The following is a 25,195-nucleotide window of genomic DNA, read 5'->3' on the forward strand; positions in this document are numbered from 1 at the left end:
AGACCCCAAGTCATAAGTGGCATTATGCTACCCATTATCAGAATTTCCACGGAAGGGTGCTTGATGTCGCAAGATCTCCTGCTTACACAGAATGCCCAATTCTACCGCCCTACGGCCCCTTTTACTAAGGCTACGCTCACGGTAATCCTCGAAGCTGCCAGCTCCAATATGACTATTGGCAGCGCGCTTATCGCGGACATTTTGGACCAGGATGATGCGCTTCCAGACGGCAGTAAGTTCTCCTATAGCCTCCGCGTCTTCAGGACCGACCGTGATGTACATTTTTGGCAGCAGCCACTCAAAGATACGATCTATGCTTTCATTTTGATCATTGCCATAGATGGTTGTATCGCTATATTCAAAAAGTCTTGTGCCAGCATAACGGAAAGCATGGACAAGCATGCGATGCTAATTCGGAGTAGTGAGCTGACCTCTGCTTTTAGCGACGTCGATGCGCAGTATCAAAAGATGGCGACCCGCAACATGACTGTGTCCGATCGAGCAATGCGTGGCCGTGCCTTTGAAGCTTCAGATCTGAAAGGGCTTATGTCTGTACACGCTGCGGGGAGATCAATACCCTACTTCTTTAAGCTTAAATTGAAGGGGCGTACTAAAACTATTTCCGCGCAAAGCGGTCGCGTGGTCGAGGCATCGGAACGGAAATCGGTACATCACGCCGTGGAATGGGCTAAGGCACAACTGCACGATATTCATAATCCTTCTACTGAAAAAGACTTTCTCGATAATTTCGCAAAATTTATCGAGCTTGATTTAGTCTGGAAATCGAGTGCGCCAAACGCAATTCTGCTGGAATATTCGTTTTTTGTTGAAAACGTAATAGATCAAGGTATCCCTGTTTTTTACACAACCAAACATGGTCGTGTTATTGAGATGACATCTAAGCAGATCAAGTCCTTGATTGCGGAAATGGAACAGGTTTACGAAATTGGTCCGGCACCCGATTACGAACTCCTAGGTAGCTTTAGGGCGGCCACACTCAAAAAGAATCTTCACTCGATTGCCGTCAATAGCCGGGCACTCCGAAATATTCATTTTGAGCAGAACGGCAAACGGATCACACTCCAGGCGTACATCAAGAAGCAGAGTTTGGCAACTATCACATTCTCCGATCCAAGGTACATGTACTTTATGGGTCAGTGCTTTGAGGATGGTGCGGGGATCAACGAAATCCCTTCAATGCTTCGGACATTAAAAGTCCTACCTACGCTAGCCTTAGCGACCTCTGAGAAAGGTGAAATCACAAAGAAGATAACTAAGTTTGACTCCTCCTCGGTATTTGATATCGTTGAGATAGCTCATGGTGCTGACGACTACGTTTTCTGCGATGATCTAGGTAACGAGTGGGCGGATCACATCACTTTTAATCAAACTGATTTTTCCGTGTCTTTCATACACTCCAAACATGGGAAGCCTAGCAAGTCGGCCAGTAATCTCCATGATGTCGTGGGCCAGGCCATCAAAAACATCGGTAATATGGACGTTGATCCGAAGCTGTTTCTAAAAAAGCACAAGGAAAAGCTTCAAAAGAAATATAGCGGTGGTCTTTTGAATCGCACGAGAAAAAGTATTCCTGGCAAGTTTGAGGACTATCTTTACAAGATCAGGCAGGACTATCGATTCAATCGAAGGTGTATCATCTGCTGTTCGTTCATATCGAAGAAAATTATTGAGAAGGAGTTCAAGAAAATCCAGAAAGGAAAGAGTGTGGCAGGTAACATAACCCAGCTCTACTGGATCTTATCGTCGTTCGTGCATGCCGCTAAAGAAGCGGGTATACATCCCATCGTTTATTGCCAAGAATAATTTGATAAAAAATCACCTAAATTCGAGCGATAGATCAGTATTTTCTATCATTCCCTAATCGCTTCCAGATCAATAGAGCGGTGAGTTGATAGTAATACCGGGTAGCGTCGGAATGGTCTTTCAGGTGTTGAGTGAAAAACCAGCGCACATGCTTGAGCTGCCAGCTCCAGGGATTGTCTCGCTGCCATCGTTGTTGAATGGCCGCTTGCATGATTCGGGCTTGCCGCAGGTGGCGTTGCTGCGTGTTTTTCGAGCCGGTCAGTACGCCGCTCAGGAACAGCGCCGTATCGAAGGGCTTGGTCATGCCCGACCTCCAATGTAGGCCGAAACTACATCGATCCGGTTATGCCCGAGTTCAAGGCTGATCTGTTGGCGCGCCTGCTGATCAAGGTCGCGGTCAATGCGATAGCAGTGGCCACCATTGATCGGGGCGGCGTGGCCCGTGAGCTGCTCGTAACGCTCGCAGGCGTAGGCCGCTCGCAGTTCATGAAAACCCTTCAGCCCTTGTTCATGCAGCGTTTCTCGGGCGGGGAGCACGGTCTGTTGCAGGAACGCGGCGTAGCTTTCGTCTCGGGCCAGCAAGTTGCGGCTGCCGGTCGGCGACGCATGACGAGCCAACTGCAGAGCCGCCTTCACCTCTTCATTAGCCGCGATCCATCGCGGCGCTGAAGCCCCTGAGCGGCCGCCTTTGGTGCCGTCCTGGATGTTGATGCGCCCTAAGTGTTCGGCTTCGCATTGCAATCGTGGCAGGTCAGCCAAGATCACCTCGCGCAGGCGCATGCCAGTTGCTCGGGCCAGCAGGACAATCGCGGCCACCCGCTCATGGTGCTGTTCGCCAAGCACCTCAAGCACTCGTTGCACCTGTTGACGGTCTTGGCCATCCGGTGCGCGGGTGCGTACGTTCGAGCGCTTCTGTCCCAACGCCTGACTCGGGCTGGCGATCCTCACGTCCTGATCACCGCGCAGCGCCGCGAGGGTGCGGTTGACGCTGCTCAGGCGGTTCTGCGCGGTAGCGATGCAGAGTTCACCTTGCTGGATCTGCTGGCGCAGGTAAGCGGCGTAGTCTTGCAGCGTCTGTCGATCGATCTGGCGCGCATCGTTGTAACCGGGGCCGTCCTCTGATCGACACCAACGCACAAACGCCTGCCAGCGATCACTATGCGCTTTGACCGTGGCGAAGTGGCCGCCGGCAAACAAATCCTTGAGCGCTTGTGGGCCGGCGTAGCTCAGCTGGCGGCCATAGCCAAAGTTGCGACCATCACGCCGACCGACCAGAGCCATCGTCATCACCGTTTTCGTTTGTTTGCAGAAAGAGCAGCAAGGCTTTCCAGTGGGGGCTGAGTCTGTCCACCTGCTGCCAGCGTGTCGGGCGGATCAGGAGGGCGTTCTTCTGATGTTGCAGCAGTGCCCCTTCCTCACGCAGTTGCTCGATCAGCAGGGCGAGGTTGGCAGGCTCAAATGGTGGTGTGGCGACAGCGGCGACACCGGCGACAACCCGCGTCGTTTCTGGCCTGGCGCGTGGCGACAGGGTGGCGACAGCTGCGGCGACACGCCGCGATTCTGGCTGCGGTTGATGTTGCGCCTGGTAGCGGCGCACCGCGTCATTGAGGCGAAACATGGCGGACCTCGAAAGTTTTTCCGTCGCGGCTGCTCAGCCAGCGATGAGTGATCAGTACGACCAATAAAGAGGCGGTATGGTCAGCGCTCTTGCGGGCAAAACGAGGGCCGTTGCGATTGACGTCGCGGATGGTGAAGTGGGTCCAGCCTTTCTGCACCAGCCAGCGCAGCAGCCGATCTGCTTCCTCGCGTCGGCTATTGACCGGCTCCTGTTCGGTCAGGCGCTGAATCTCGGCCAGGTAGTAATCCATCAACGTGGAGGCGCGCTGGATGTGTGCTTCGTCCAAGGCACTGGCCTCTTCAACCATGGCCAGTACACCTGCGATGCGCAGCACATTCGCCGCCGCCTTGCTCGCGACAGGCTGGACGCCGGCCAGCTCGCCGAACTCGCCCGACTGGCACTCGATGGTGTCGTGAATATCGATCCAGGCCCGTCGGGCCCGGGGAGTCAGCTCCAGCGTGGTGGGATTGAGTGAGCCATCCTGGTGAAGCAACCAGGGCTTTTGCAGCAGGGCGCTGATCCGCTGCTGGTAGCGCTGGACTTTGGCATCCCGGCTCAAGTCGATCGCCCTATAGAGCCGCTGGCCGGCCAGGCGCTCGGGCCAACTGATCAGACAACGGCCCAGGATGCCTTGGCCATTGATCACCGGGTCTTTGAAAAGTTGGTTGGCCAGGTAGGGTTGCAGCATCAGATGCAGGCTGAGGCGGCGGTCATAGGCCCGCAGGCTTTCTCCGGCCATGGAGCGCGCCCGGTCGATCGGGCTGCCATCCCACAGCATCGACAAGGTGGTGATTGCCTTGAGCAGATTCTCTTTGCTCATGGTGCTGCTACCCAAGAATTGGCCACCTTCATCATTGAACAAACCCATGCTGGGCAAGCCATGGCACAGGCTTTTGACCAGGGCCTCGATGGTCGGTTCGGCAATGATCAGTCTTGGCGGTACCGGTTCGGACTGCTCACCGCCTTCCGCCTCCGCGTGTTTCTTTGCGGTTTTGGGCTTGGCCATGATGTTGCTGGCGGCGCGATAGGCTTTGAGCTTTTCCGCATACTGGGTCCACTGCTGTCGTTCCCAGTCGCGCGCCGCCTTCAGTGCCAGATGGTCCACCGCGCTTTTGCGATCCCCCGAGGACGCCACCGTCAGTAGGTAGAGGGACAGCGGATAGGTTCGACCGTCGAGTTGGGCATTGGCGTGGCCCTGGCTCACCAAGGCAGCGGTAGCCAGCACCGACTGTGCAGCCATGGCGCAGGGCACGCCAATCACCTCGGCCAGTCGCTCGACCGCAGGGCCCAACAGATCCCCGAGTGCTTCGACCGGGTAGGGCAGTGGCGCCTGCTGGCACTCCAGCAATGGTTGTGGGGGTTCGAACGCTTCGCACAGTTGCATCGAAATTCTCCTGAGATTATCGACTTCGTCCTCACTCATCCCGCCACGGTTGTTGAGTGTTATCAGGGATCAAGGCCCCTGCGACCTGTGAGGTTTGTCCACTAACGCGGGACTGGCGGCTCTTTACGACCGAGAGCTTGGGCATCTCATGATCTGGCCTCCTGAACACCGATAGCGGTGGGCGGGTGGAGGCTGCACTGGCTGACGAGACCGGTGCCGCGAGATCCTGAGTCAGGTGAAGGCAGTGAGGCGATGACCGGGGCATGCCTGACTGTCAGTCAGGTGCAGTCCATTTCATGGGCTGCGGCACCATCATCGGCATCGCTGTGGCGAGTGAGCATTCGGCGTTTGTCACGCCGATTGTCACGAGGGGGGAAGCCGCAAAGCCCCATGCGAGCAGGGCTGCAGCAGTGTGAGATTCGCCCGTCTCTTTAGGGGGCAAAGAGACGGGCAACAGGTTGGCGCAAGAAATGGCCAAGCGGATAAGTTGCTGCAGAACAGCCAGGAGGGGGCATGAGTTGCCGCAGTGGGCATTCTGGAGGAAGTGGCATCCATCACATCGCTGTGACCGTGCGAGCCGCCGGACGCTAATCGCACTTGGGGAGAACCACCACGATGTGGCGTAGCCTCAAAGGTTCTGGCTACCTGGGTGCTGTCGAGGACAGCGCTGGTACGGTTCTGGTTTAGCGCTCGTTCTGCTTGCGGTCAACCGGATTTTGGGGGCGAATCTTGCGCCAATCGGTAGCGCTGGAAGACCTTGGAGGCCGGTGGCTTTCCATAGCCGGGTGGTCGTTCGTCGGTTTTTAATGTGAGCCTGCGTCATTGCATGGACTTGACCACCCATGTGCATCGTCACTGACCAGTCAATTGCATTCGTGCTGATCAACCGTTTGCATTCGATTTGACCAGCACACGCCGTAGTGACGACCGGCGGAGAACGGCCAGGAGCTGACACTCACCAAGGCCTGCTTCGGACTCGTGTTACCGGTGTTGGATGCCGTGTGACCAGGCGTAGATCACCCCGGATGCTCGCCTTGCTACACAACAATAGGTGGGCGCAGATGGGCGTCGAGGGTCAAGCCGAAGTTGAACTGCCCAGTGGACTACTCTCGAAACAGCCACGGGATGCCAAAATGCATATCGCGTAGTTGTGCTCCTGCCAACATGCAATTAAATCTCTAGGCCATAGCTTGATGATGTCGCACGTGCTCCGTGAGCTTTCTAACGCGGCAGAGTGCACAAGACATCGGTTGCCGGCAATGCCGACACACCCTTAGCATCCTGACCCAGTTATTCCACTCGATGTGTACTGCTATATCGTTTGATCACATGATAAAGTCCGCCTCCAGGCCTCGGACGATCGTTGTAGATCACTCGCCAGGACGGACAACGGAAGGGCAAGGAAGATGAATGAAAACCAGGCAGTGCAGCGTATCCATGCCTACCTGACTCATGAGCTCGGATACCCCACCGAACTGATTCAACGGGAATACAAGACCAGTCGTAACGCGCGCTTGGACTTGGTCGTGATGCTGGACGGTCGCATTCGGATCGTCTGTGAGGCCAAGCGCCTCGACAAACTGCCTCGGGACTCCAGGCTACTTCCATTCGACGCCCTGATCCGCCAGATCCAGTTCGCGGCAATCGAAGTTGGGGCGCGTTTCTTCCTGGTGTCCGATGGCCAGCAGATGCTCTGGTTCGAGACTGACGAATCGGGCCGGCCCTTGCAGCTAGCGACGCCGAAGACCTATCGAGACATGGTCTATGGAGGCTCCGACAGTCAGTCCCGCGCCAGTCAGGTAGCGGGAGTCAGACGCACTTTGCGCAACATACTGGAGCTCTCGCGCCAGCAACGGTGGTCGCCCGAAGCCTTAGCCCTCATCTTCTATGCGCACCTGCAGCGGCGACGCGGCCGCGAGATGTTCTGCAATTTGCTGGTCGGTGGTTCCGATTCCGAGGCGGCGCTCGCCGCGACCCGGTCGGAATGGCCGGATGCATTGGACACTGGTTTCGAAGAGACGCTTGCCTTCGTCGCCAGACAGGACCTAACCTCGCCGCGTACCTACGAAGAAGCACTCGACCTGCTCAATGCCTCAGCGCTGGACAAACTCGCGCCCGCCGACGCTCTGCCGCTGCTCGACGAGATCCTGAGCCGCTATCCCAAGTCATCGGGAGCCACCCGATTGCCGCGCTGGACAGCGGATTTGCTTGTGCGTCTCGCAGACATCGAGCCCGGCGACCGGGTGCTCGATCTTCATTGTGGCCTAGGCAACCTATCAGCAGCTGTGCGCTTAGCGGGAACCACACCGCCCTCGCACATGGTCCTGTTTGCTCGCCATGCGACTGATGCCATGTGGGCCTGCGTGCAGCAGTTGGTGTTCGGTGCCGACCAACCATCGATCTCGATCGGCGATCCGCTCAAGTCCACGCGACCTACGCACCGGCAGGACGGTCTAGCCGACCGCATCCTCATAGCGCCGCCCTTTGGGCTGACCGTCCGGCACGAGCGACTCAGCGACCGACAAGGCGGTGTGCAGTCGAGCGCGGAGGCTTATATTCACCTTGCGCTAAAGCGCCTGTCTCCAACGGGCCGGATCGTCGCGCTGCTACCGAACGGTCCACTGGGCAATCCTGACAGGTCTCAGCTGCAGGAACTCCTGCGGCGTAATGGGCTGCAGGCCGTGATTGACGTCGGCACCTTCCAGCCCGATTCGGCCGTGGCAGCGAGTATCGTCGTGCTCGACAAATCCGCGGGCTCAAGGGAAGTCCTTTTCTTCGCAAAAGCCCAGAGTCGCCAGCACCAGGACAGCTTCGACTGCACGTCATTACCTGGGCTACCCCATGTCTTGGAGCGATTCAGGTCGTGGATGCAGAATAATGATGTCGGGGACGACGACCTCGGCCTGACCGCGACGGCGACACCTGCGCAAGGCGTGCTGAGCGCCGGCCCTTATCTTGCGCGCCAAGCGCAACGGCAGCTTCCCTTGCCTCCTTCAAGCATCATTCGCTGGAAAGTCTTGCTCTCGTGACGAAAGGCGGCGCCATCCGACGCTCGAAGGACGCCGGCGATGTCGTGTTCATTGGGCCAGGCGCGATACGTCCGTTGGAGATACAGCTGGACCCGCTAGATCGAGCAGACGACGTCGAGGTGCAGCAATACCCCAAGGCGGTCGCCAACGAAGGCGACATCGTAATGAACGGGCTGAGCACCTATTTAGGTGCCGCTGCGCTCATCGAGAGTGGCCGGTTTCCCATCAACCGGCACATCTTCCGCATTCGCGTGCACAACGCACTCGTGCTGCCAGAGTACCTCGCGATCGCGATCAACAGTCGTTATGTGCATGAGGCCTTGATTGCGGGCGCCGGCGGGAGCGTAATGACGATGCTGAGGTTAGAGGCCTTAAAACAGGTTTTGATCCCCGTGCCTCCTCAGATGATCCAGGCCGAGATTGTCCGGCGAGTCGCCCTCGCAAAGGAGGAGCGCGACGTTGTCGAAAGGTCGCTCCAGCAGAAAGAGCAGGCGCTCTCGGTCCTGGTGCGTGATCTCGACCTTGGAGAGACGGTATGAAGTACCCCGTTCATGTCAGCGGCAGGGTGCTAGAGCGGACGCTCGATACTGTGCTCGAACTCTTGGGCAGCTCGCAACACCTGCTGTTCGCCGCCATGGACCGGTTGACAGTTGGCACGCCTTCGCACGTCGTCGCGCCGACCGGTCCCGCCGAATTCGGCAGGAAGAGAAACGAGATTGCGAGGATCTTCCAATCGCCGATGATGCTGCGGGGCCTAGCGATAGCGCTGCAACTGTTCGAGGAGGTCTACCGCGACGTCGACGAGCAAGGCGGCGTTCCGGGCTACCGGCCGCAAGATCTGCTGGATCGGCTGCGTATCGAGACCGAACAACCCGACGAGACAATCTCGCTTTCTACGGACATGCGTTGGATCGTGGAGTGGCCTGTTAGCTTGCCTGCTAATGGACCGGAGGCGCGCATGAGCTGCGAGTGGCTCGCTCGTCCCTGGGGCGCTGTCGTGCCGCCTTACGTCGTTAACTACCTCTCAAGCGCCGCGACGGCGCGACGGCAGAAGCGCAACGACGCTGCCGTGGCGCTGCTATCGATTGCGGCCGAGGCGACGCTGCGCGACGTCCTTTCGAGCCACGGCTATTCCTTCACGCACGGTGCGGTATCAAAGGACGTCTACGCCTACAGCCGCGCGCAGGTCACCGCGGACGCCGCAACGGGCACCTACATCGTGAAGTTCCACGACCCGATGCCATTAGGCGTCACCGATTTCAGCGACTCGTTTGCCGATGCACCGGTAGAGATAAAGCTGAAACGCGTGCTGAAGAACATTAGCGGAACGCGCGTCGATCTCAACATCGTCGCGCCGAATCCACTCCACGAGCACTGGACAACCGCGACGGTGGAAACGGCCGGAGTTCCAACCGTTGGCGGCCTCGGCGTAGCGCTGGAGATCGCCCGGAACCAGCTAGCCTGCGTCACGGCGGAAGACCTCGCCCTGGATTTCGACGAAGTGCTGCAGGCGGTCCGGAACAACCTAGTGCACCTGTCGGGCGCGGCGCTCGATACACCGCTTCCGCGCTTCGACGTCCTCCAGAGCGGCTTCGCCTTGCGGGATTTCCTATTGAACGACCTGCTGGTGCAGGATTTTGTCGCCGCCATCTCCAGGTTTGTCACGACCCAATACGTCAAGCTTCGTCACTCCGGGACGCTCTACACCTGAGCTGCTCAGAGAACACGCCGTCGACGATGCTAGGGGCGATTCAAGGTGCCCGGCAGATGGTAACATTTTGCCGATTTCCCCCAGCCTTGGGGAAATTCGCGGCCCAGGGTTAGCACGGTTTCAATCGGTCTGCTAGCGAACAAGCTTTAGCTATTTAAGGGAGAGCTGCCTGGAACGGACGGCCATCTCAAATCACACGGTTTGCGTTATGCGGGAACTACCCAACGAGGTCCTATGAGCACAGGTGATCTTCAGCTGCGCTCGGTCAGCCAGGCAATGACCGAGTCGTTCTTCATCCCCGCTTACCAGCGTGGCTATCGCTGGACCTCTCGGCAAGTTACTGAGTTGCTTGACGATGTGGCCGCTTTCACAGAAAGGAAAAGGCAGGTTCAGGGAGAGTTTTACTGCCTGCAGCCAATCGTCGTTACACAACGCAACGGCCACTGGGAACTCATTGATGGGCAGCAACGGCTTACCACGATCTTCCTGATCCTCTCCTATTTCAACAACCGCTTGGTAGTTGACGAGCGCAAGACTCTGTTCGCACTCAACTACGAGACTCGTCAGAACAGCGCGAGCTATCTGCGCACCCTCGACGAAGAGCTACATGAGGAGAACATCGATTTTTTCCATATCTGGCAGGCGTACCAAGCCGTTCGCGATTGGTTCAAGCCTAGGAGCAACCGGCTGAACTACATCGAGGCCGCCTTTCTGAATGAGGTCAGAGTCATCTGGTACGAGGTTGACCAGTCCGTCGAGCCGATTGACGTATTCACGCGCCTGAATGTTGGCAAAATCCCGCTCACGAACGCGGAGCTTGTGAAGGCCCTGTTCTTGCGAGGTGGCAATTTCGACGGTGAAGGAATACGCGCCAAGCAATTGCAGCAGTTGAGGATTGCCCAGGACTGGGATGAGATCGAGCGACGTCTGCAGGAAGAGGCTTTTTGGTACTTCTTGGCCAATCGACAACAAGAAGCGAATCGGATTGACCTAGTCCTTGGGTTACGGGCCGACGAATTACAGCAGGTTGCGAATCGCTGGGATACTAACAGCCTGTTCCTTGCATTCAACACGCATCTAACTGAAAAGCAGGACGCGGTTACAAGCGAGTGGGACGCAGTAAAACGAATGTTTCTGCAACTCGACGAGTGGTTCAGGGACCGGTTCTTGTATCACATTGTTGGCTTTCTCCTAAGCCAAGACGTCAAAGTGGGACAGATACGCGACCTCGCGCGAAGCTCTGGTTCCAAGACAGCCTTTCGAGCTGCGCTCAAGGCAGAAGTGTTCAAGCTGGTCTTTGGTAAATCTCGAAGCAACGCGGGTGAAAGCGATTTGGCCCGGTTCGTTGAAGACCACGTCGCGCAGCTGGACTATGAGTCGCATCGTGAGTCCATCCGCCGTCTGCTCCTGCTGTTCAACATCGCTTCGTTACTGGAACTCGGCGATAGCGGGCCGTGGTTCCCTTTCGACCACTTTAAGAAAGATCAGTGGGACTTGGAACATATTCGCTCGGTAAAGTCTGACATGCCTCAGCGTATTGACGCCCAAAAAGCCTGGCTCGGACAGGCTGTCGAATACTTCTCCGAGCCCGAGTTGGCAGCGGTAGGCCGTGTCCCCCCACATCCGAGCAGGAGCTGGTTGAGCGCTTGCGGACGCTGCGTGACAAGGAGCCCTTCGATGCTTCCGCATTTGAAGTTGCGTTCAACGACGTCATAGATCGCTACGATCCGGGTTCAGATATTGAAGTCGACAACAGCATTGGTAACTTGACATTGCTTGACGCAGGTACAAACCGAAGCTACGGGAACGCTATCTTCCCTCACAAGCGGCGCAAACTCATCGCGCTGGACAAGGCGGGGCGCTTCGTTCCGCCTTGTACAAAAAATGCCTTCCTGAAGTACTACAGCACCAAGATCGACGAAATGCTGGTCTGGAGTCGAGTAGATGCGAAGGAGCACCAGCACGCACTCAGTAGTTCGCTGGTTCGCTTTTTCACATATAACGGAGCATGCGCATGAGCGAGGCACGGCAGCATTCATTCGCGACGCTCTTCTCAAGCGTAGATGGCGTTGAAATCCCTATCATCCAACGTGACTACGCCCAAGGCCGCAAGCAGTCCACCGACGTTTTGGATGGCTTTCTGACATCGTTGTGGGACGCATTGAACAGTGAGCACGAGTACGGACTTGATCTCGACTTCATCTATGGAACATTTGAGGACGGCGCAGGCAGGGTGCTCTCGCTACTTGACGGCCAGCAGCGCCTAACAACTCTGTTTCTCCTGCACTGGTACATCGCAATGTGCGAGGGGCAACTGGAAGATTTCAGGGGGCGCTGGACAAAAGGCGGACGCTCTAGGTTCACCTATGCCACGCGGCCTAGTTCTGCTGAGTTCTTCGATGCGCTCGCAAACGCCGTCATTGCGCCCCCAGCGGACGGGAAGCATTGGAACGGCAAACTCTCGGCACACTTGGTCGACAGCAATTGGTTCTTCCTGTCGTGGCGCAGCGATCCTACTGTCGCGGCTTGTCTGACCACACTCAACTCCATTGCCCAGAAGTTTGGTGTCACTAAAGGCATGTATGCGCGACTCGTGGATGAGCAGCAGCCCAAGATTACTTTCCACTTTCTCGACTTGGAGCGCTTCGGCCTGACCGACGATCTGTACATTAAAATGAATGCCCGGGGCAAACCGCTCACGCCCTTCGAGCATTTTAAGGCATGGCTTGTCAGGAGTGTGGCGTCAGAGCCTTGGGCCAGCAGATTCGATCTAGCAATGGACCAGAAGTGGATGGACCTTTTCTGGCGCCTTGCCTCCCAGAAAAAGGGCTTAGCCATTGGGCAAGCGGTTGACGAGCTTTACCTTCGCTTCATGTACGTGATGGCATTCTTCGACTCCTGTAATCGAATCGAGCGTGCTTATGGCGCATCAAGATCGACAATAGAATGGATCACGAAGTTGCGCCATGCGCGCGGCTACATCCCGCTGCGGGAACTCGAGGCCCAAGGGGCATTCAATCCCTCGAGTGCGCAAGTCGTCTCGGTGGTATTGGACCACTTCTGCGACACTGCCTCGGCGTCAGATCTGAAAACGCTGGAGAAAGCACTGGCACCTAACAGCGATTACCTCGATCTAATAAGGCTGTTCTGCGTGGTTGCTTGGGTGGACAGTCCCGCGGCGAAGTCAGGCTCGCCTGAACTGGAGAGAGAGCGGTCTAGATGGGATCGCATCACCTCAAACCTTCTCGCTAACCATCGTGTCGACGATGTCTACATAGCCATCCTTGCTGTCAAAGGGGTGCAGGCCCTGGCTTCTCACGTCGGAAATCTGTACGAATCGCTATCCAAAGCGATCGAGCCTCCCGCCGGCTTCAGTGGCGAGCAGGCAAAGGAAGAAGTGCGCAAGGTGGGACTGATTGTTGAAGATCCGACACGGGAAGCCTCGTTTATTGAAGCGGAGGCACATCCATACTTGCAAGGAAAAATTGGGTTTCTGCTTGACTTCAGCACTCCATCCGACGGGCCACTTGACCTTGACGCATTTACCCGCTACTCGGAGCGAGCTAGAGCCGTCCTCGATGAGGGCGTGCGCGCCTCCACAGACCACCTTCTTGAGCGTGCTTTGTTGTCCATGGACGACTACCTGATTGGGCGTGGATCCTCCAAGTTCTCCTTCTGCCAACCCGATGCTGGTACCTATCGTGACAGGTCGGAGAATTGGTTGAGGGTGATCGGTCGGCGCGAGTTCCAGAATCTGCTCGACCGCATCGAAGGCAATGCGAATGCTGCGCTGCAGCAAATCATCGAGACTGCAGTCTGCACGGATTGGCGGAGGTATGTCGTCGCGGAGCCGCAGCTTATTGACTATTGCGGGGAACGTCTCATACACCGTGAAGAATCAGGTGACATCTATTTGTTGTCACGCAAGCGCCTTTCCGGGTACCACGCGGAGCTAAGTAGTTACGCTCTGTTCCTTGCGCTGAAACGTTCGAAAGGTGCATTGCCGGGAATGACTTACTACTACTCTGAGACCTATGACGACACCCAACCCGCACTTGTGCTTCAAGGCTCTCAGGAGTTGAGAGTCAGCTACGGTGCTGGCGCCTGGCAGTGCAGTGGCCCAACCGGACTGGCACCGCTCCCTGAGCTCTTGCTGAAGTTCATGGGCGAGCATTGCTTCATCGCGGCGAGAGACTAGCTTGGAGGCTCACTGGGCGGTGAGCTGAGGGACTCTGACGGCCAAAAGGAGCCGGTCTCGAACGGCAGCTTCGCCAATAGCGGACGCTCAGGAACGACCGTTTCCGACCCATACAGTGCGACCTCTACGCTACGCAGTTAGCGGCTTGGGTCGAAATTGGACCGGAATATTGGTTATATTGCCCCCTCGCCTTATTGGCTGGCTGGCGGTTGCAGTAGCCCCTATGAGCAGATTCCCCGGAGGTATCCGAAAATCGAAGGCTCAATGAGATCATCCTGATATATTGGTTTGGAGAATACCTGGCCCGTTTCGACTCTTCACCTCAAATCCGTGTACAGCTTTTCAAAAGATTTTGAAATGGAATATTCAGTTATGAAACCATTAAGGCGCTCAATTCAAAGTAGCATTCACAGTGTAAAACCACCGGAGAGCGACCCTGAGTTTGAGGATATCTGTCTAGATCTTTTCAAATTCATACTGAAAGATCATAACGTAAAGATACATAACAAAATAAGCCCTAGCTATGTAACTTATAAAGGCACGAAAGGAGACAGACAATATGGGTTTGACATCAAATGCAAGGCAAGCCTAGCCGTAGCTCAATGCAAACTTGTTGAGAGCTTATACCCCAGCGACTTAGAACAAGAACTTACTAAGCTCAAAAAATATCAAGGAGTTGTATCTCATTATTTTTTTCTTATTTCGAATGACAGAGTGAAATCCTCACTTCAAGTTTGGGTAGATGAAAAAAACAGTGAAACAGAAGAGAAGGCAAACGAAGATAAACGGTTCCCGGTCGAGCCGGCTGTCCGTCTTCCTTGGTTTCACATAATTGGCTGGACCGAGATCAGAAACTACCTTCTAGAAAGCACCCTGCTTTCACTTAAGTGGGGGGCTTTACAAAGCCTCACCAATAAATACCCTTACCTTCATGGTCTAGATATAAACCGACTTAAAGTCGCAGTCGAAAATATTTACCAAGCTAGCGAAAGCCTCTCCTGCTCCATAGCCATTTCAGGTTGTGAAAGCTTAACCAGCCAGCTAAACCATAATGAAATCTCCCAACTTGGCCGTTCATCAAGAGTCAGCTTATTTACGCTTAATGGAGTTTCAGGTTTTATCAAGCTTTACGAAGAAGCCCATAAAATCGCGCAAACCTATCACGGCACACTTAAGAAGCTAGAGTCCGAAGATCCTATAACTTACGAAGAAGGTTTGAGTCAGCTAAACACTCTTTCTTTATACTCTGCGAGAATATTCGCTCTTCAGTATTTGCGAAGAGCATATCTTGCTGCCCTCGATTTGAATGACATACTATTTCGAGATGAGGGCTACTATCACGAGGAAACTTATGGAGAGGAAGGCGAGGGTGGCTTTGACGAATTTTTGACCGGATATTTGCTTTTCAATTTTAGTAATCCTGATGAAAATGATAGTCCGTGGTATATCAACCCAACACCAGTTCAAGAATCAGCCTCTACACTTGTTAAGATGTTGCAAAATATTCATATATATCAGGCCGAGTGAGGTTTTCAAGCAGTCCGAGAGCCCTTCTATAAGAATGCGTTATTTTTGAAGCCGGTGTACGCTAGTGCCTACATCTGCAATCGTCTGATTTTGGTCCATTGCCACCGCATTAGAATAGGGATTCGACGCCCTTCGGTAGCTCATCCGGACCGCTCACTATGGGCGAATATTTAAACAAAAGGAATATTGGGATAATGTGGAAGTTTTCTGGAAATATTCAATATACCTGCGATTGCTGTAGTTACAGTGATTCGATATCAATTGAGGACTTTGATATTGAATGTGTCGGCGGATCAGAAAGAGGCATGGGTCAAGAAAATATTTATGAGGTTTCTTATGAGTTCGATTGCATAAAATGCGAAGATGCGATCTTCCTGAGTTTTGAAGTTTCAGAATATCCTGAAGGTCTATTAAATTTCGTCATCAATAACTCAAAAGGTGTAGAAACACTTGGTGAGCCTTGCATCGAGCATCTTAGGGAAATATACAGCGCGGAGGATCTGCTACTATTTTACGAGTCAATACAAGAACTAGTAATCGCATTACAAATGAGTCCGGTTCTGGTGCGAGAAATCACAGCGAGAGAGTTCGAAGAGGTCGTAACTGAAATTTTCAGAGCAAAGGGATTTGAGGTCGATTTAACTCAGAGAGCCGCCGATGGAGGTAAAGATATAATTGCAATACATACGGACTCACTTGGCATTCGAAATAAATACTTCATTGAGTGCAAGCGCTATGCAGAGGATAATAAAATTGGCGTAGCATTGGTAAGAGCGCTGCAAGGAGTGAAAAATACAAAAGATGGACCGAATAAAACAATTTTAGTTACAACTTCTACATTTACATCTGGAGCCAAAAAATTTGTCGAACATGAAACGTCAAGCAAATGGGATGTGACTTTGGCGGATTATGACGTATTAGTTCGATGGCTGAATGATTACAAAGAGGTATAGAGGCCGGTAGTAGATACTCAAAACGGGAGCCAAAATCCCAAGCCAGTAACCGTATGTTTTTGAGTTCGGTTAGAGAGCTTAAGTCGGATCGTTTTCACCTTCTGAACGTCTGCTTCTGGCCGATTGAGCCCTTCAGTACTTGGCTGACGCACTCGCACTGAGTGGCACCCGCTGACACCCATCAACTGCAAACGGCTGGTCAGCGCGAATCCAAATAACTGGTCAGTGGCAATGCAATTAGGTGGTCAAGTGAGATGCAATTACGCAGAGCCCATGCGAGTGGGAATGCGGAGCCTTCCCGCTCGCGTGGGCTTGGCCGAGAAGCCCAAGAGTGAGGCTTGCAACGGCGACAGTCGCCACTTTTGTCGCCATGCTGCAGGTCAGGTATTGCGCGGGTTGTCGCCGGTGTCGCCAAATCAACCATCACTCCATCTGGGGAGTCATTCTCGGTTACTGGCGGCGTCCGGTGAGCGCTCACCGTATCGGCACGACGTTGTGGTCCCTAGTTTGATTGATCGCAGATGCCGACAGGTTGCCAGTGGCCGCTTTCTGGATGTGCTCGCTCCACCAAGCCATCATCGGACGCCGGCGTTCTATGTAGTCCGCTCGGTTGTAGGCACTTCGGACTTCGTCCTTGTCGACATGCGCCAGCGCGACTTCGATCAGCTCCGGATCCCACCCATGCTCGTTCAGGATGGTGCTGGCCATGGAGCGCATGCCGTGGCTGACCAAGCGGTCCTGGAAGCCCATGCGTTTCAACGCCATGTTGGCGGTCTGGCTGTTGGCGTGGGTGCGAGGGTTTCTATCTGCCGGGAACACGTATTCCCTATGGCCGCTGTGGGGCATTAGCGTCTCCAGTAACGCGAGTGCCTGTTCGGTCAGCGGGATGGTGTGCGGACGACGCTTTTTCATGCGCTCCGACGGGATGGTCCAGATGCGTTTGTCGAAGTCGATGTCTGCCCATCGAGTGGTAGCCGCTTCGGCAGGGCGAGTCATGGTGTGCAGTTGCCATTCGATCAGGCAGCGGGTGATCCGCTTGATGCTGGCGTTTGCGATTTCAATCATGAGTTCGGAAAGCTCATCGGGTCGTAGCGCGGCCATGTTCTGTTTCTTGGGTTTCTTGAATACTGCGCGAATGCCACTGAGGGGGTTCGCAAAGATCAGTCCTGAATTGACCCCATAGGTCATGATTTCGTTGAGTCGTTGGCTCAATCGCTTCACTGTCTCGAGGCTGCCTTTGGCCTCGATTGGGCGAAGCAGTTCGATGACCATTGGTGCGCTGATTTTTGAAAGCGGAGTTGTTTTCAGGTCTGGAAATAAATGCAGCGTGAGCGACCGCCAAATGTCCTCGGCGTAGGCCGGCGTGACCGAGTCTTTCTTAAGCTCGAACCAGGCGGTGGCCACGTTCTCGAAGGTGTGTTCCGTTTCTGCGCGCTTGGCCTCACTCAGCGTATCGCGCTGCACCTTCGGATCGATGCCTTGGGCGAGCAGCTCGCGTGCTTCGACCGCCATCTTTCGGGCGTTCGCCAGTGACAGTTCGGGGTAGGTGCCCAAGCCCATGTTGATACGGTTCTTGGTCACCGGTTCACGGTAATTGAAATTCCACAGCAGAGAGCCATTGCTGCGTACACGGAGCTGTAAACCGTCACCGTCGGTGAGGACATAATCCTTGGACGCGGGTTTGACTCCCTTGAGCTGCCGATCGGAGAGGCGGAGGGTTTGAGCAGGCATGAGATTTTCCTCAGGCTCTGATTTGGTATTCCAAAGATTAGCACCGGATGGCCTGGAATACCGTTTGGAATACCCGAATGGCTGGAACTCAAAAAATCTCAAAAGACCGCAAAAGCGCTGGAAGCCGCGTGTTTACTGGATTTAAGGCACAAAAAAAGACGTCCGTGGACGTCTTTAGATGATGAAGTGGTGGAGCCGGGGGGATTTGAACCCCCGTCCGCCAGTACTCCGCTGTCGGTACTACATGCGTAGCCGTTTCTATTAAGTTAACCCTCAGCGACCCGAAGGGCAGGGTGCTTTGGGCGAGTTGTGTAAGTTTTAGCCGCTTCGTCCACAACGTACTGCACGGCGATTCTGTTCTATATGACAATCACTTTGGGTTTACAGACATCCCCTGGTGATTGCTGGACCCGAAGGTACCAGAAGCTCAGGGCTAAGGCTGCTTACGCAGCGAGAGCGAATTCCTGGCCGTAGTTTTCGTCATTGGCAACTATAAGAAGTTGCAACAGTGGATTTACGAGTTCTGTTACCAACTCGGCATGCACCTAAAGTTTCGCGACCGGCGTCGAATCCTAAACGGCCCCGTGCTTGTAACTCGTTGTTTCTTAGTGAGTGACAAGCCTGTGCAGTGTACGCCAAACGGTCAGAGAAGGCCAACCCGAAGGTTGGCCGCGACCGAGAGAGGCGCTTATTGGCCGCCTTTCTCGCTGTTTTGCAGATCCTGGATGGCCTTGGAGGTGATCTCGATGCACTTCTTGTCATCACCGGCGGCGTGAGCGGCCTTGGCCTGGGAAACCGCGGTGTCTATCTCGCCGCTTTTGCCACTGGTGTCGGTGGCGAGCAGGGCTTTGCCGTTGTTGATTTTGTCCAGGTTGATTTTGCACAGGTCTGGCTCTCCAGCGGCAAAAATAGGGGAGGCCAGCATCGCAGCGGTAATGAACAAACCAGCAAGAGCGGAACGCTTCATAGGGTATCTCCTCGCGAAAATGGGCTCGACGTAGTGAGCAGCGCAAGGGCTGCCCGCGACATCACTGCGAGCCTCGTTCGCCGAGGCCTATGCAGATGACTACGCCGGCGCGCGGGGGTTCGGTTTTTTTTGCAGGCTTAATGCACGCGGGCCTGGGTGACGCGGTCCACGAGGTACACCAGCCCGTGATAATCAATGCCGCCATGCTGGCTCAGGCCGATCTCGCAGGTGCGGCTGGTGGAGATGCCTTCGCTGCAATACTGCACGGCGTCCTTGAGCGATCGCAGTGAGTGGGCGTTGAGTTCCGGCGTGGTGAAGCCTTTGTCGCCGGCGAACCCACAGCAGTGGATGCCTTCCGGGATCACCACAGTGTTGGAGCAGCGTCGAGCCAGGTCGATCAATGCCTGGCTTTCCCCCAGGTGTTGGGTGCTGCAGGTGACGTGCACCGCGATCGGCGCTTCCTGCGGCGTGAAGTCGAGGCGGTCCATCAGGTGTGTGCGGATGAAGCGCACCGGGTCGTAGAGGTCCAGACGTGTTTCGCCCAAGTCTTGCACCAAGCGCAGGGTGCAGGGGCTGGTGTCGCAGTAGATCGGGTCGAGCCCGCCACGGCTGGCGTGGAGCAGCGCCCCGATCAGTTCCTGGCGCTTGTGCTCAGCCTGTTCGGCATAGCCTTTGGAGGCGAACGGCTGGCCGCAGCACAGGCTGTCCTGGTTGTCGGGGAACACCACTTGGTAACCGGCTTTTTCCAGCAGGCCCCGGGTTTTGTCGTACAGCGACATCTGCTCTTTATCACCCGCCGCCGGGCCCATGGCGCGTGAGACGCAGGCCGCCAGATAGACCACGCGGGGTCGCTGGTCGGTCACCGCCGGGCTGAAGCGAATGGCTTTTTCCGGTTGCGGCATGGCGCTGGTCCACTGCGGAATTTGCCCTTTGGACAATTTGGTCAGCGCGGCCGAGAGCTTGGACAGGCGTGGCGCGCCTAACAGCATGCGCGCACCGTTGGCGACATGCAGGGTGAAACGTGCACCTTGCAGAGCGGTGGCGAAATGGCTGGCGAGCCATTCAGCGGTTTTCGTACGGTCGGCGTCGCGGCTGCGCAGTTTTTTCACCAGGTCGCCGGTATTGATTCCCACAGGGCAGCGCTGAGCGCACAGGCCAGTGGCGGCGCAGGTTTCGATACCTTGATAGTGGAAGGCGGCTTCCAGTTCGGTGGTGTCGACGCCAGCACGCTTTTTCGCCTGGATATCGCGCCAGATCACGATGCGTTGGCGCGGGCTCAGGGTCAGACCTTTTGAAGGGCACACTGGCTCGCAAAACCCGCACTCGATGCACTTATCCACAAGCTCGTCGGCGGCAGGCAGCGGTTTGAGGTGCTTGAGGTGGATTTGCGGGTCGTCACTGAGCACCACGTCGGGGTTGAGAATACCGTTGGGGTCCAGCAGGCGCTTGAGCTGCCACATCAACTGATAGGCATCGCTGCCCCATTCCAGCTCGACAAAAGGCGCCATGTTGCGGCCAGTGCCGTGTTCGGCTTTCAGCGAGCCGCCAAATTCCACGGCCACCAGTTGCGCAACGTCATCCATGAACGCTTGGTAGCGTGCGACTTCTTGCGCACTGTTGAAGCCTTGGGTGAACACAAAGTGCAGATTGCCTTCCAGGGCGTGTCCGAAAAGGATGGCTTCGTCGTAGTGATGTTTGTCGAATAGCTCGATCAAACGGTTCACGCCGATGGCCAGTTGCTCGACCGGGAAGGTCACGTCTTCGATGATGACCGTGGTGCCGGTTTTGCGTACGGCGCCGACGGCAGGGAAGGTGTCTTTGCGAATCGCCCACAGGCGGGCGTTTTCCAGCGGGTCCTCGGTGAAATCGACTTGTTTCTCCACCGGGAAAGCGGCCAGGGACGCCATGATCAGCGCCAGTTGCTCATGCAGTAATGATGGCGACGCGGCGCGGGATTCGATCAGTAGCGCGCAGGCATTTTCCGACAAGTGCTGTACGAAGGCGGGCATGCCGGGTTTGTCCTGCACCGAGCGCATGCTACGGCGGTCCAGCAGCTCAACGGCCGAGACTGGTTGGGTTTTTAGTACGGTCACCGCGTTGCAGCAGGTTTCCACATCCGGGAACACAATCAGTGCCGAGGCTTTGTTCGGGTGGTCGACCACGGTGTCGTAGGTCACGGCGCTGATAAAGCCCAGAGTGCCTTCGGAGCCCACCAGCAGGTGGCTGAGGATATCCAGCGGCTCATCAAAATCCACCAGGGCATTGAGTGACAGGCCGGTGGTATTTTTCAGACGGTATTTGTGGCGGATTTTTGCCGCCAGTTCGGCATTTGCCCGCGTCTCGCGGCCCAATGTCGCCAGGCGCTCAAGTAGTGCGCCGTGCTGGTTACGAAACGTCGCGACGCTGGCAGCGTCCTCGGTGTCCAAGCGGCTACCGTCGGCCAGCACTAGGCGAATGCCGGCCAGAGTGTGGTAGGTGTTCTGCGCTGTGCCGCAGCACATACCGCTGGCGTTGTTGGCGACGATGCCGCCGATCTTGCAGGCATTGATCGACGCCGGGTCCGGCCCGATCTTGCGCCCGAACGGCGCCAGCCACGCATTGGCTTGTGCGCCGATCACGCCCGGTTGCAGGCGGATCTGCGTGCCTTGCCCGCGAATCTCGCGGCCGTTCCAGTTGTCGCCCAGCACGATCAGCACCGAATCGCTGATGGCTTGCCCGGACAAGCTTGTGCCGGCTGCGCGGAAGGTCACCGGCACGTGGTCGCGCTGGGCCAGTTGCAGCAGCGTCACCACTTCGTCCTCCGATTCCACGCGGACCACCAGCTGTGGGATCAGTCGGTAAAAGCTGGCGTCGGTGCCGAAGGCAAGGGTGGAAAGTGGATCGTCGAAGCGACGATCTTTCGGGATCAGTTGTGCGACGTTGCTTAGAAAAGCAGCAGGCAGGCTCATCGGTCCTCCAGAAATAGCTGACGCCGGCATGGTTGTCCGGCGTGCATGCAGGTCTCAGTGCACCAGCATACCGGTGAACCAATAGGCTTGGGCCAGGGTGATCAGCCCGACGATCGTGGCAAAGAACAGGCTGTGCTTGAGGGTGAAGCGGAACAGGTCGGACTCCTTGCCCACCAGGCCAGTGGCCGCGCACGCTACGGCGATCGATTGCGGTGAGATCATCTTGCCAGTTACGCCGCCGCTGGTGTTCGCCGCGACCAGCAAGGTGTCGTTGACGCCGATCTGGTGGGCGGTGGTGGCTTGCAATGAGCTGAACAGGGCGTTGGACGAAGTATCGGAGCCGGTCAGAAATACCCCCAGCCAGCCGAGGAATGGCGAGAAGAACGGGAAGGCAGCACCGGTGCCAGCCAGCACCAGCGCCATGGTCGATGACATCCCGGAGTAGTTGGTGACAAACGCGAACGCCAGCACCATGCCGATGGACAGGATCGGCCAGCGCAGTTCGTAGAAGGTCTCTTTTAAAGTGGTAAGACCAGTTTTGACGTTGATCTTCAGCACCAGCATCGAAACCAGCGCCGAGAAGAAAATCGCGGTGCCGGTCGCCGAAATCGGGTCCAGCTTGAACACGGCGGGGATCGCGGTGGGGTTGGTGACGATCGGTGCCACCTTGATCACCAGTTGATCCAGGTGCGGGATCGCGAAGTTGAACACCCAGCTGTACATCGAACCGCCGGCGGCAAACATGGCCTTGAACGGTTTGAGGGTCCAAATAGTGACCAGCACGGTGAGGATCAGAAACGGCGACCAGGCTTTGAAAATCTGCCCCAGGCTATAAGGCGACGCTACGGTGCTGCGCGGCTGACCAAAGCCGCCGACACTGGCAGTGACCGCAGCGCTGGAGGTGGCGCCGGCAATCTGCGCGCCGGCGGTGCGCTTGGGTTGCCAGACTTTGAGGAACAGGGTCAGGGCGATCAGGCTGGCCAGGGCGGAAGTGATGTCCGGCAGTTCCGGGCCGATGAAGTTTGAGGTGAAGTATTGGGTGATGGCAAAGCTCAAGCCAGCGACCAGTGCGGCCGGCCAGGTTTCGCGCACGCCGCGCAGGCCGTCCATCATGAACACCAGCCAGAACGGCACGAACAGCGACAGCAGGGGCAACTGACGGCCGGTCATGGCGCCGATCTTGAACGCGTCAATGCCGGTTACCTGGCCGGCAACGATGATCGGGATGCCCAGTGCGCCGAAGGCTACGGGTGCGGTGTTGGCAATCAGGCACAGGCCGGCGGCGTACAGCGGGTTGAAACCCAGGCCTACCAGCAGCGCGGCGGTAATCGCCACGGGGGCGCCGAAACCGGCCGCACCTTCCAGGAAGGCGCCGAAGCAAAAGCCGATCAGCAGGACTTGCAGGCGCTGGTCGTCGGTAATCGACAGGACCGAGCTGCGGATGATCTCGAACTGGCCGCTTTTGACCGTCAGCTTGTAGAGGAAGACTGCCGCGACGATGATCCAGGCGATGGGCCACAGGCCATAGGCAAAGCCATAACCCGCAGCGGCCAGCGCCATGTCTACCGGCATCTGGAAGGCGAAGATCGCGACCAGAATCGAAAGCGCAAGGGTGATGCTCCCGGCAACGTGGCCTTTGAGGCGAAACACGGCCAGGGCCAGGAAGAAGAATACGATCGGGATGACGGCGGCCAGTGCGGACAGACCGAGGCTGCCGAGCGGGCTGTAGAGCTGTTGCCAGGTTTGCATGTGGGGTGGCCCCTGATTGTTGTTGTTTAGTTAGCTTGGTTAATTGGTAATACCAATTTACAGCCGCTGTCGGCTAGGTTAAAAGGCTTCGGGGCGGTGTGTCAATTTGCCGCCTGCGAAACTTTCGTCGTAGGTCGGCGGGGGAGGGCACTGAGCGGATAAATCGCGGGCGTTCTGATAGGTGCCGGATGCGCGGCGATAGGCCAGAATAGAGGGCCCGGCGAGTGGTCGGGACGGCGGAGAGTGAGTTATGGGGTTTGATCAGGTGCGTCAGCGCCGTTTGTCTGACGATATTGTCGAGCAGCTTGAGGGCATGATCCTTGAGGGCACGCTGAAGTCGGGCGAGCGCTTGCCGGCCGAACGCGCTTTGGCTGAGCAGTTTGGCGTGTCGCGTCCGTCGCTGCGGGAGGCAATCCAGAAACTGGCGGCCAAGGGCTTGCTGGTGAGTCGTCAGGGCGGTGGCAATTATGTCGCGGAGTCGCTTGGCTCGACGTTCAGCGATCCATTGTTGCATCTATTGGAAAACAACCCCGAAGCTCAGCGTGATCTGCTGGAGTTTCGTCAAACCCTTGAAGCCTCGTGTGCCTACTACGCCGCCTTGCGCGCCACCGAGGTTGACCGTGAGCGGCTGACGGCTGCATTCCAGGCGCTGCAGGATTGCTACACCCGCGCCGATGACGTGAGCCGAATGGAAGAGGGCGCAGCGGATGCAAGGTTTCACCTGGCGATTGCCGAGGCCAGCCACAACGCTGTGTTGTTGCACACCATTCGAGGCTTGTTCGACTTGCTCAAGCGTAATGTGGTGACCAACATTGGCGGTATGTATCAGCAGCGCACGGAAACCCGCGACATGCTGATCAGTCAGCACCGGGATTTGTACCTGGCAATTATCGAAGGGCGAGCCGAGCAGGCGCGAGAGGTTTCAACGCGTCATCTGCTGTACGTGCAGGAAGTGTTGGAGGAGGTGCGTCAGGAGGTCCAGCGCGTGGCGCGTGCGGAGCGGCGTAAGGGGACGTAGCCGCGGGTTGATCCTGCGGCCACATCTGTACAAGGATTAGTCTTCCTTGCCCTTATTGCGCACGGCGCGGTGCAGTTCCCGGTTGGAATCGCGCTCGCGCTCGGTATCACGCTTGTCGTATTCCTTCTTGCCCTTGCCCAGGGCGATCTCGCACTTGACCAGGTGCTTGCTCCAATACCAGGACAGGCAGATGCAGGCATAGCCTTTCTGCTGTACGGCGGCGGCGAGCTTGTCGATTTCGCGGGCGTTGAGCAACAACTTGCGCGTGCGCACCGGGTCGGCAATTACGTGGGTGCTCGCGGTGGTCAGCGGGGTGATATGACTGCCAAGCAGCCATGCCTCGCCATCCTTGAGCAGCACATAGCTGTCGACCAGTTGCAACTTGCTGGCGCGCAGACTTTTTACTTCCCAGCCGGCCAGGACCAGACCAGCCTCGAAACGATGTTCGATGAAGTAATCGTGTCGCGCCTTTTTATTTTGCGCGATGGTCCCTGTGGGGTGTTTCTTTTGTTTAGCCATAGGGGCGGCATTATAGGGA

19 protein-coding genes and 1 other RNA gene are annotated in these 25,195 nt (G+C 56.4%); 10 read left to right on the plus strand and 10 right to left on the minus strand.

Annotated features, from left to right (window positions below):
• Positions 1-63: 63 nt before the first annotated feature.
• Positions 64-1,824 carry a hypothetical protein gene (locus tag LRS56_30525; protein WDU62958.1) on the plus strand — a complete coding sequence of 587 codons (1,761 nt, stop codon included), beginning with the start codon at positions 64-66 and terminating at the stop codon, positions 1,822-1,824.
• A gap of 34 nt (positions 1,825-1,858) precedes the next feature.
• Here the strand turns inward: LRS56_30525 and LRS56_30530 are convergent, their stop codons facing one another.
• From LRS56_30530 to LRS56_30545, 4 genes are read right to left on the minus strand one after another with little or no spacing between them, the layout of a single operon-like run.
• The gene (locus LRS56_30530) at positions 1,859-2,128 is read right to left on the minus strand and encodes a hypothetical protein (GenBank protein ID WDU62959.1); all 270 of its coding nucleotides are present in this window, start codon (positions 2,126-2,128) and stop codon (positions 1,859-1,861) included.
• Positions 2,125-3,105: an integrase domain-containing protein gene (locus LRS56_30535; protein WDU65840.1), complete on the minus strand. Its 981-nt coding sequence runs from the start codon at positions 3,103-3,105 to the stop codon at positions 2,125-2,127. Before LRS56_30535 ends, LRS56_30530 begins: the two co-directional genes overlap by 4 nt.
• A complete protein-coding gene (locus LRS56_30540; GenBank protein WDU62960.1) occupies positions 3,083-3,442 on the minus strand; it encodes a hypothetical protein in 360 nt (119 codons plus the stop codon). Before LRS56_30540 ends, LRS56_30535 begins: the two co-directional genes overlap by 23 nt.
• On the minus strand, positions 3,426-4,826 hold the full coding sequence (locus LRS56_30545) for a YfjI family protein (protein ID WDU62961.1): 1,401 nt from the start codon (positions 4,824-4,826) through the stop codon (positions 3,426-3,428). The genes LRS56_30540 and LRS56_30545 overlap by 17 nt, the downstream gene beginning before the upstream one ends.
• 1,406 nt (positions 4,827-6,232) lie before the next feature.
• Here LRS56_30545 and LRS56_30550 point away from each other — a divergent pair.
• From LRS56_30550 to LRS56_30585, 8 genes are all read left to right on the plus strand, one after another.
• The gene (locus LRS56_30550; GenBank protein ID WDU62962.1) at positions 6,233-7,855 is read left to right on the plus strand and encodes a type I restriction enzyme HsdR N-terminal domain-containing protein; all 1,623 of its coding nucleotides are present in this window, start codon (positions 6,233-6,235) and stop codon (positions 7,853-7,855) included.
• A complete protein-coding gene (locus LRS56_30555) occupies positions 7,852-8,394 on the plus strand; it encodes a restriction endonuclease subunit S (protein WDU62963.1) in 543 nt (180 codons plus the stop codon). The genes LRS56_30550 and LRS56_30555 overlap by 4 nt, the downstream gene beginning before the upstream one ends.
• Positions 8,391-9,566 carry a hypothetical protein gene (locus LRS56_30560; GenBank protein WDU62964.1) on the plus strand — a complete coding sequence of 392 codons (1,176 nt, stop codon included), beginning with the start codon at positions 8,391-8,393 and terminating at the stop codon, positions 9,564-9,566. The genes LRS56_30555 and LRS56_30560 overlap by 4 nt, the downstream gene beginning before the upstream one ends.
• Before the next feature lie 234 nt (positions 9,567-9,800).
• Positions 9,801-11,282, plus strand: coding sequence for a DUF262 domain-containing protein (locus LRS56_30565; GenBank protein ID WDU62965.1), 1,482 nt, complete (start codon positions 9,801-9,803; stop codon positions 11,280-11,282).
• Positions 11,213-11,584 (plus strand): DUF1524 domain-containing protein, encoded by a 372-nt coding sequence (locus tag LRS56_30570; GenBank protein WDU62966.1) that lies wholly within the window; start codon positions 11,213-11,215, stop codon positions 11,582-11,584. The genes LRS56_30565 and LRS56_30570 overlap by 70 nt, the downstream gene beginning before the upstream one ends.
• Positions 11,581-13,764: a DUF262 domain-containing protein gene (locus LRS56_30575; protein WDU62967.1), complete on the plus strand. Its 2,184-nt coding sequence runs from the start codon at positions 11,581-11,583 to the stop codon at positions 13,762-13,764. Before LRS56_30570 ends, LRS56_30575 begins: the two co-directional genes overlap by 4 nt.
• A gap of 357 nt (positions 13,765-14,121) precedes the next feature.
• Entirely contained in the window at positions 14,122-15,291 is a 1,170-nt protein-coding gene (locus LRS56_30580) for a hypothetical protein (protein WDU62968.1), read from the plus strand.
• A 194-nt stretch (positions 15,292-15,485) separates the two neighbouring features.
• Positions 15,486-16,244: a restriction endonuclease gene (locus LRS56_30585; protein WDU62969.1), complete on the plus strand. Its 759-nt coding sequence runs from the start codon at positions 15,486-15,488 to the stop codon at positions 16,242-16,244.
• A 474-nt stretch (positions 16,245-16,718) separates the two neighbouring features.
• Here the strand turns inward: LRS56_30585 and LRS56_30590 are convergent, their stop codons facing one another.
• The 5 genes from LRS56_30590 to LRS56_30610 all read right to left on the minus strand — a co-directional run bounded on the left by LRS56_30590 (position 16,719) and on the right by LRS56_30610 (position 23,639).
• Positions 16,719-17,975, minus strand: coding sequence for an integrase domain-containing protein (locus LRS56_30590; GenBank protein WDU62970.1), 1,257 nt, complete (start codon positions 17,973-17,975; stop codon positions 16,719-16,721).
• Positions 17,976-18,162: 187 nt separating this feature from the next.
• Positions 18,163-18,559: a transfer-messenger RNA gene (gene ssrA, locus LRS56_30595) on the minus strand.
• A gap of 104 nt (positions 18,560-18,663) precedes the next feature.
• The gene (locus LRS56_30600) at positions 18,664-18,942 is read right to left on the minus strand and encodes a hypothetical protein (GenBank protein ID WDU62971.1); all 279 of its coding nucleotides are present in this window, start codon (positions 18,940-18,942) and stop codon (positions 18,664-18,666) included.
• 137 nt (positions 18,943-19,079) lie between these two features.
• Positions 19,080-21,890 (minus strand): FAD-binding and (Fe-S)-binding domain-containing protein, encoded by a 2,811-nt coding sequence (locus tag LRS56_30605; protein ID WDU62972.1) that lies wholly within the window; start codon positions 21,888-21,890, stop codon positions 19,080-19,082.
• Positions 21,891-21,944: 54 nt separating this feature from the next.
• On the minus strand, positions 21,945-23,639 hold the full coding sequence (locus LRS56_30610; protein WDU62973.1) for a lactate permease LctP family transporter: 1,695 nt from the start codon (positions 23,637-23,639) through the stop codon (positions 21,945-21,947).
• A gap of 250 nt (positions 23,640-23,889) precedes the next feature.
• On the opposite strand from LRS56_30610, the gene LRS56_30615 reads away from it, so the two are divergent.
• A complete protein-coding gene (locus LRS56_30615) occupies positions 23,890-24,657 on the plus strand; it encodes an FCD domain-containing protein (protein ID WDU62974.1) in 768 nt (255 codons plus the stop codon).
• A 36-nt stretch (positions 24,658-24,693) separates the two neighbouring features.
• Here the strand turns inward: LRS56_30615 and smpB are convergent, their stop codons facing one another.
• A complete protein-coding gene (smpB, locus tag LRS56_30620) occupies positions 24,694-25,176 on the minus strand; it encodes an SsrA-binding protein SmpB (GenBank protein ID WDU62975.1) in 483 nt (160 codons plus the stop codon).
• Between the last annotated feature and the right edge of the window lie 19 nt (positions 25,177-25,195).

The organism is Pseudomonas poae (assembly GCA_028869255.1).
GTDB lineage: Bacteria > Pseudomonadota > Gammaproteobacteria > Pseudomonadales > Pseudomonadaceae > Aquipseudomonas > Aquipseudomonas poae_C.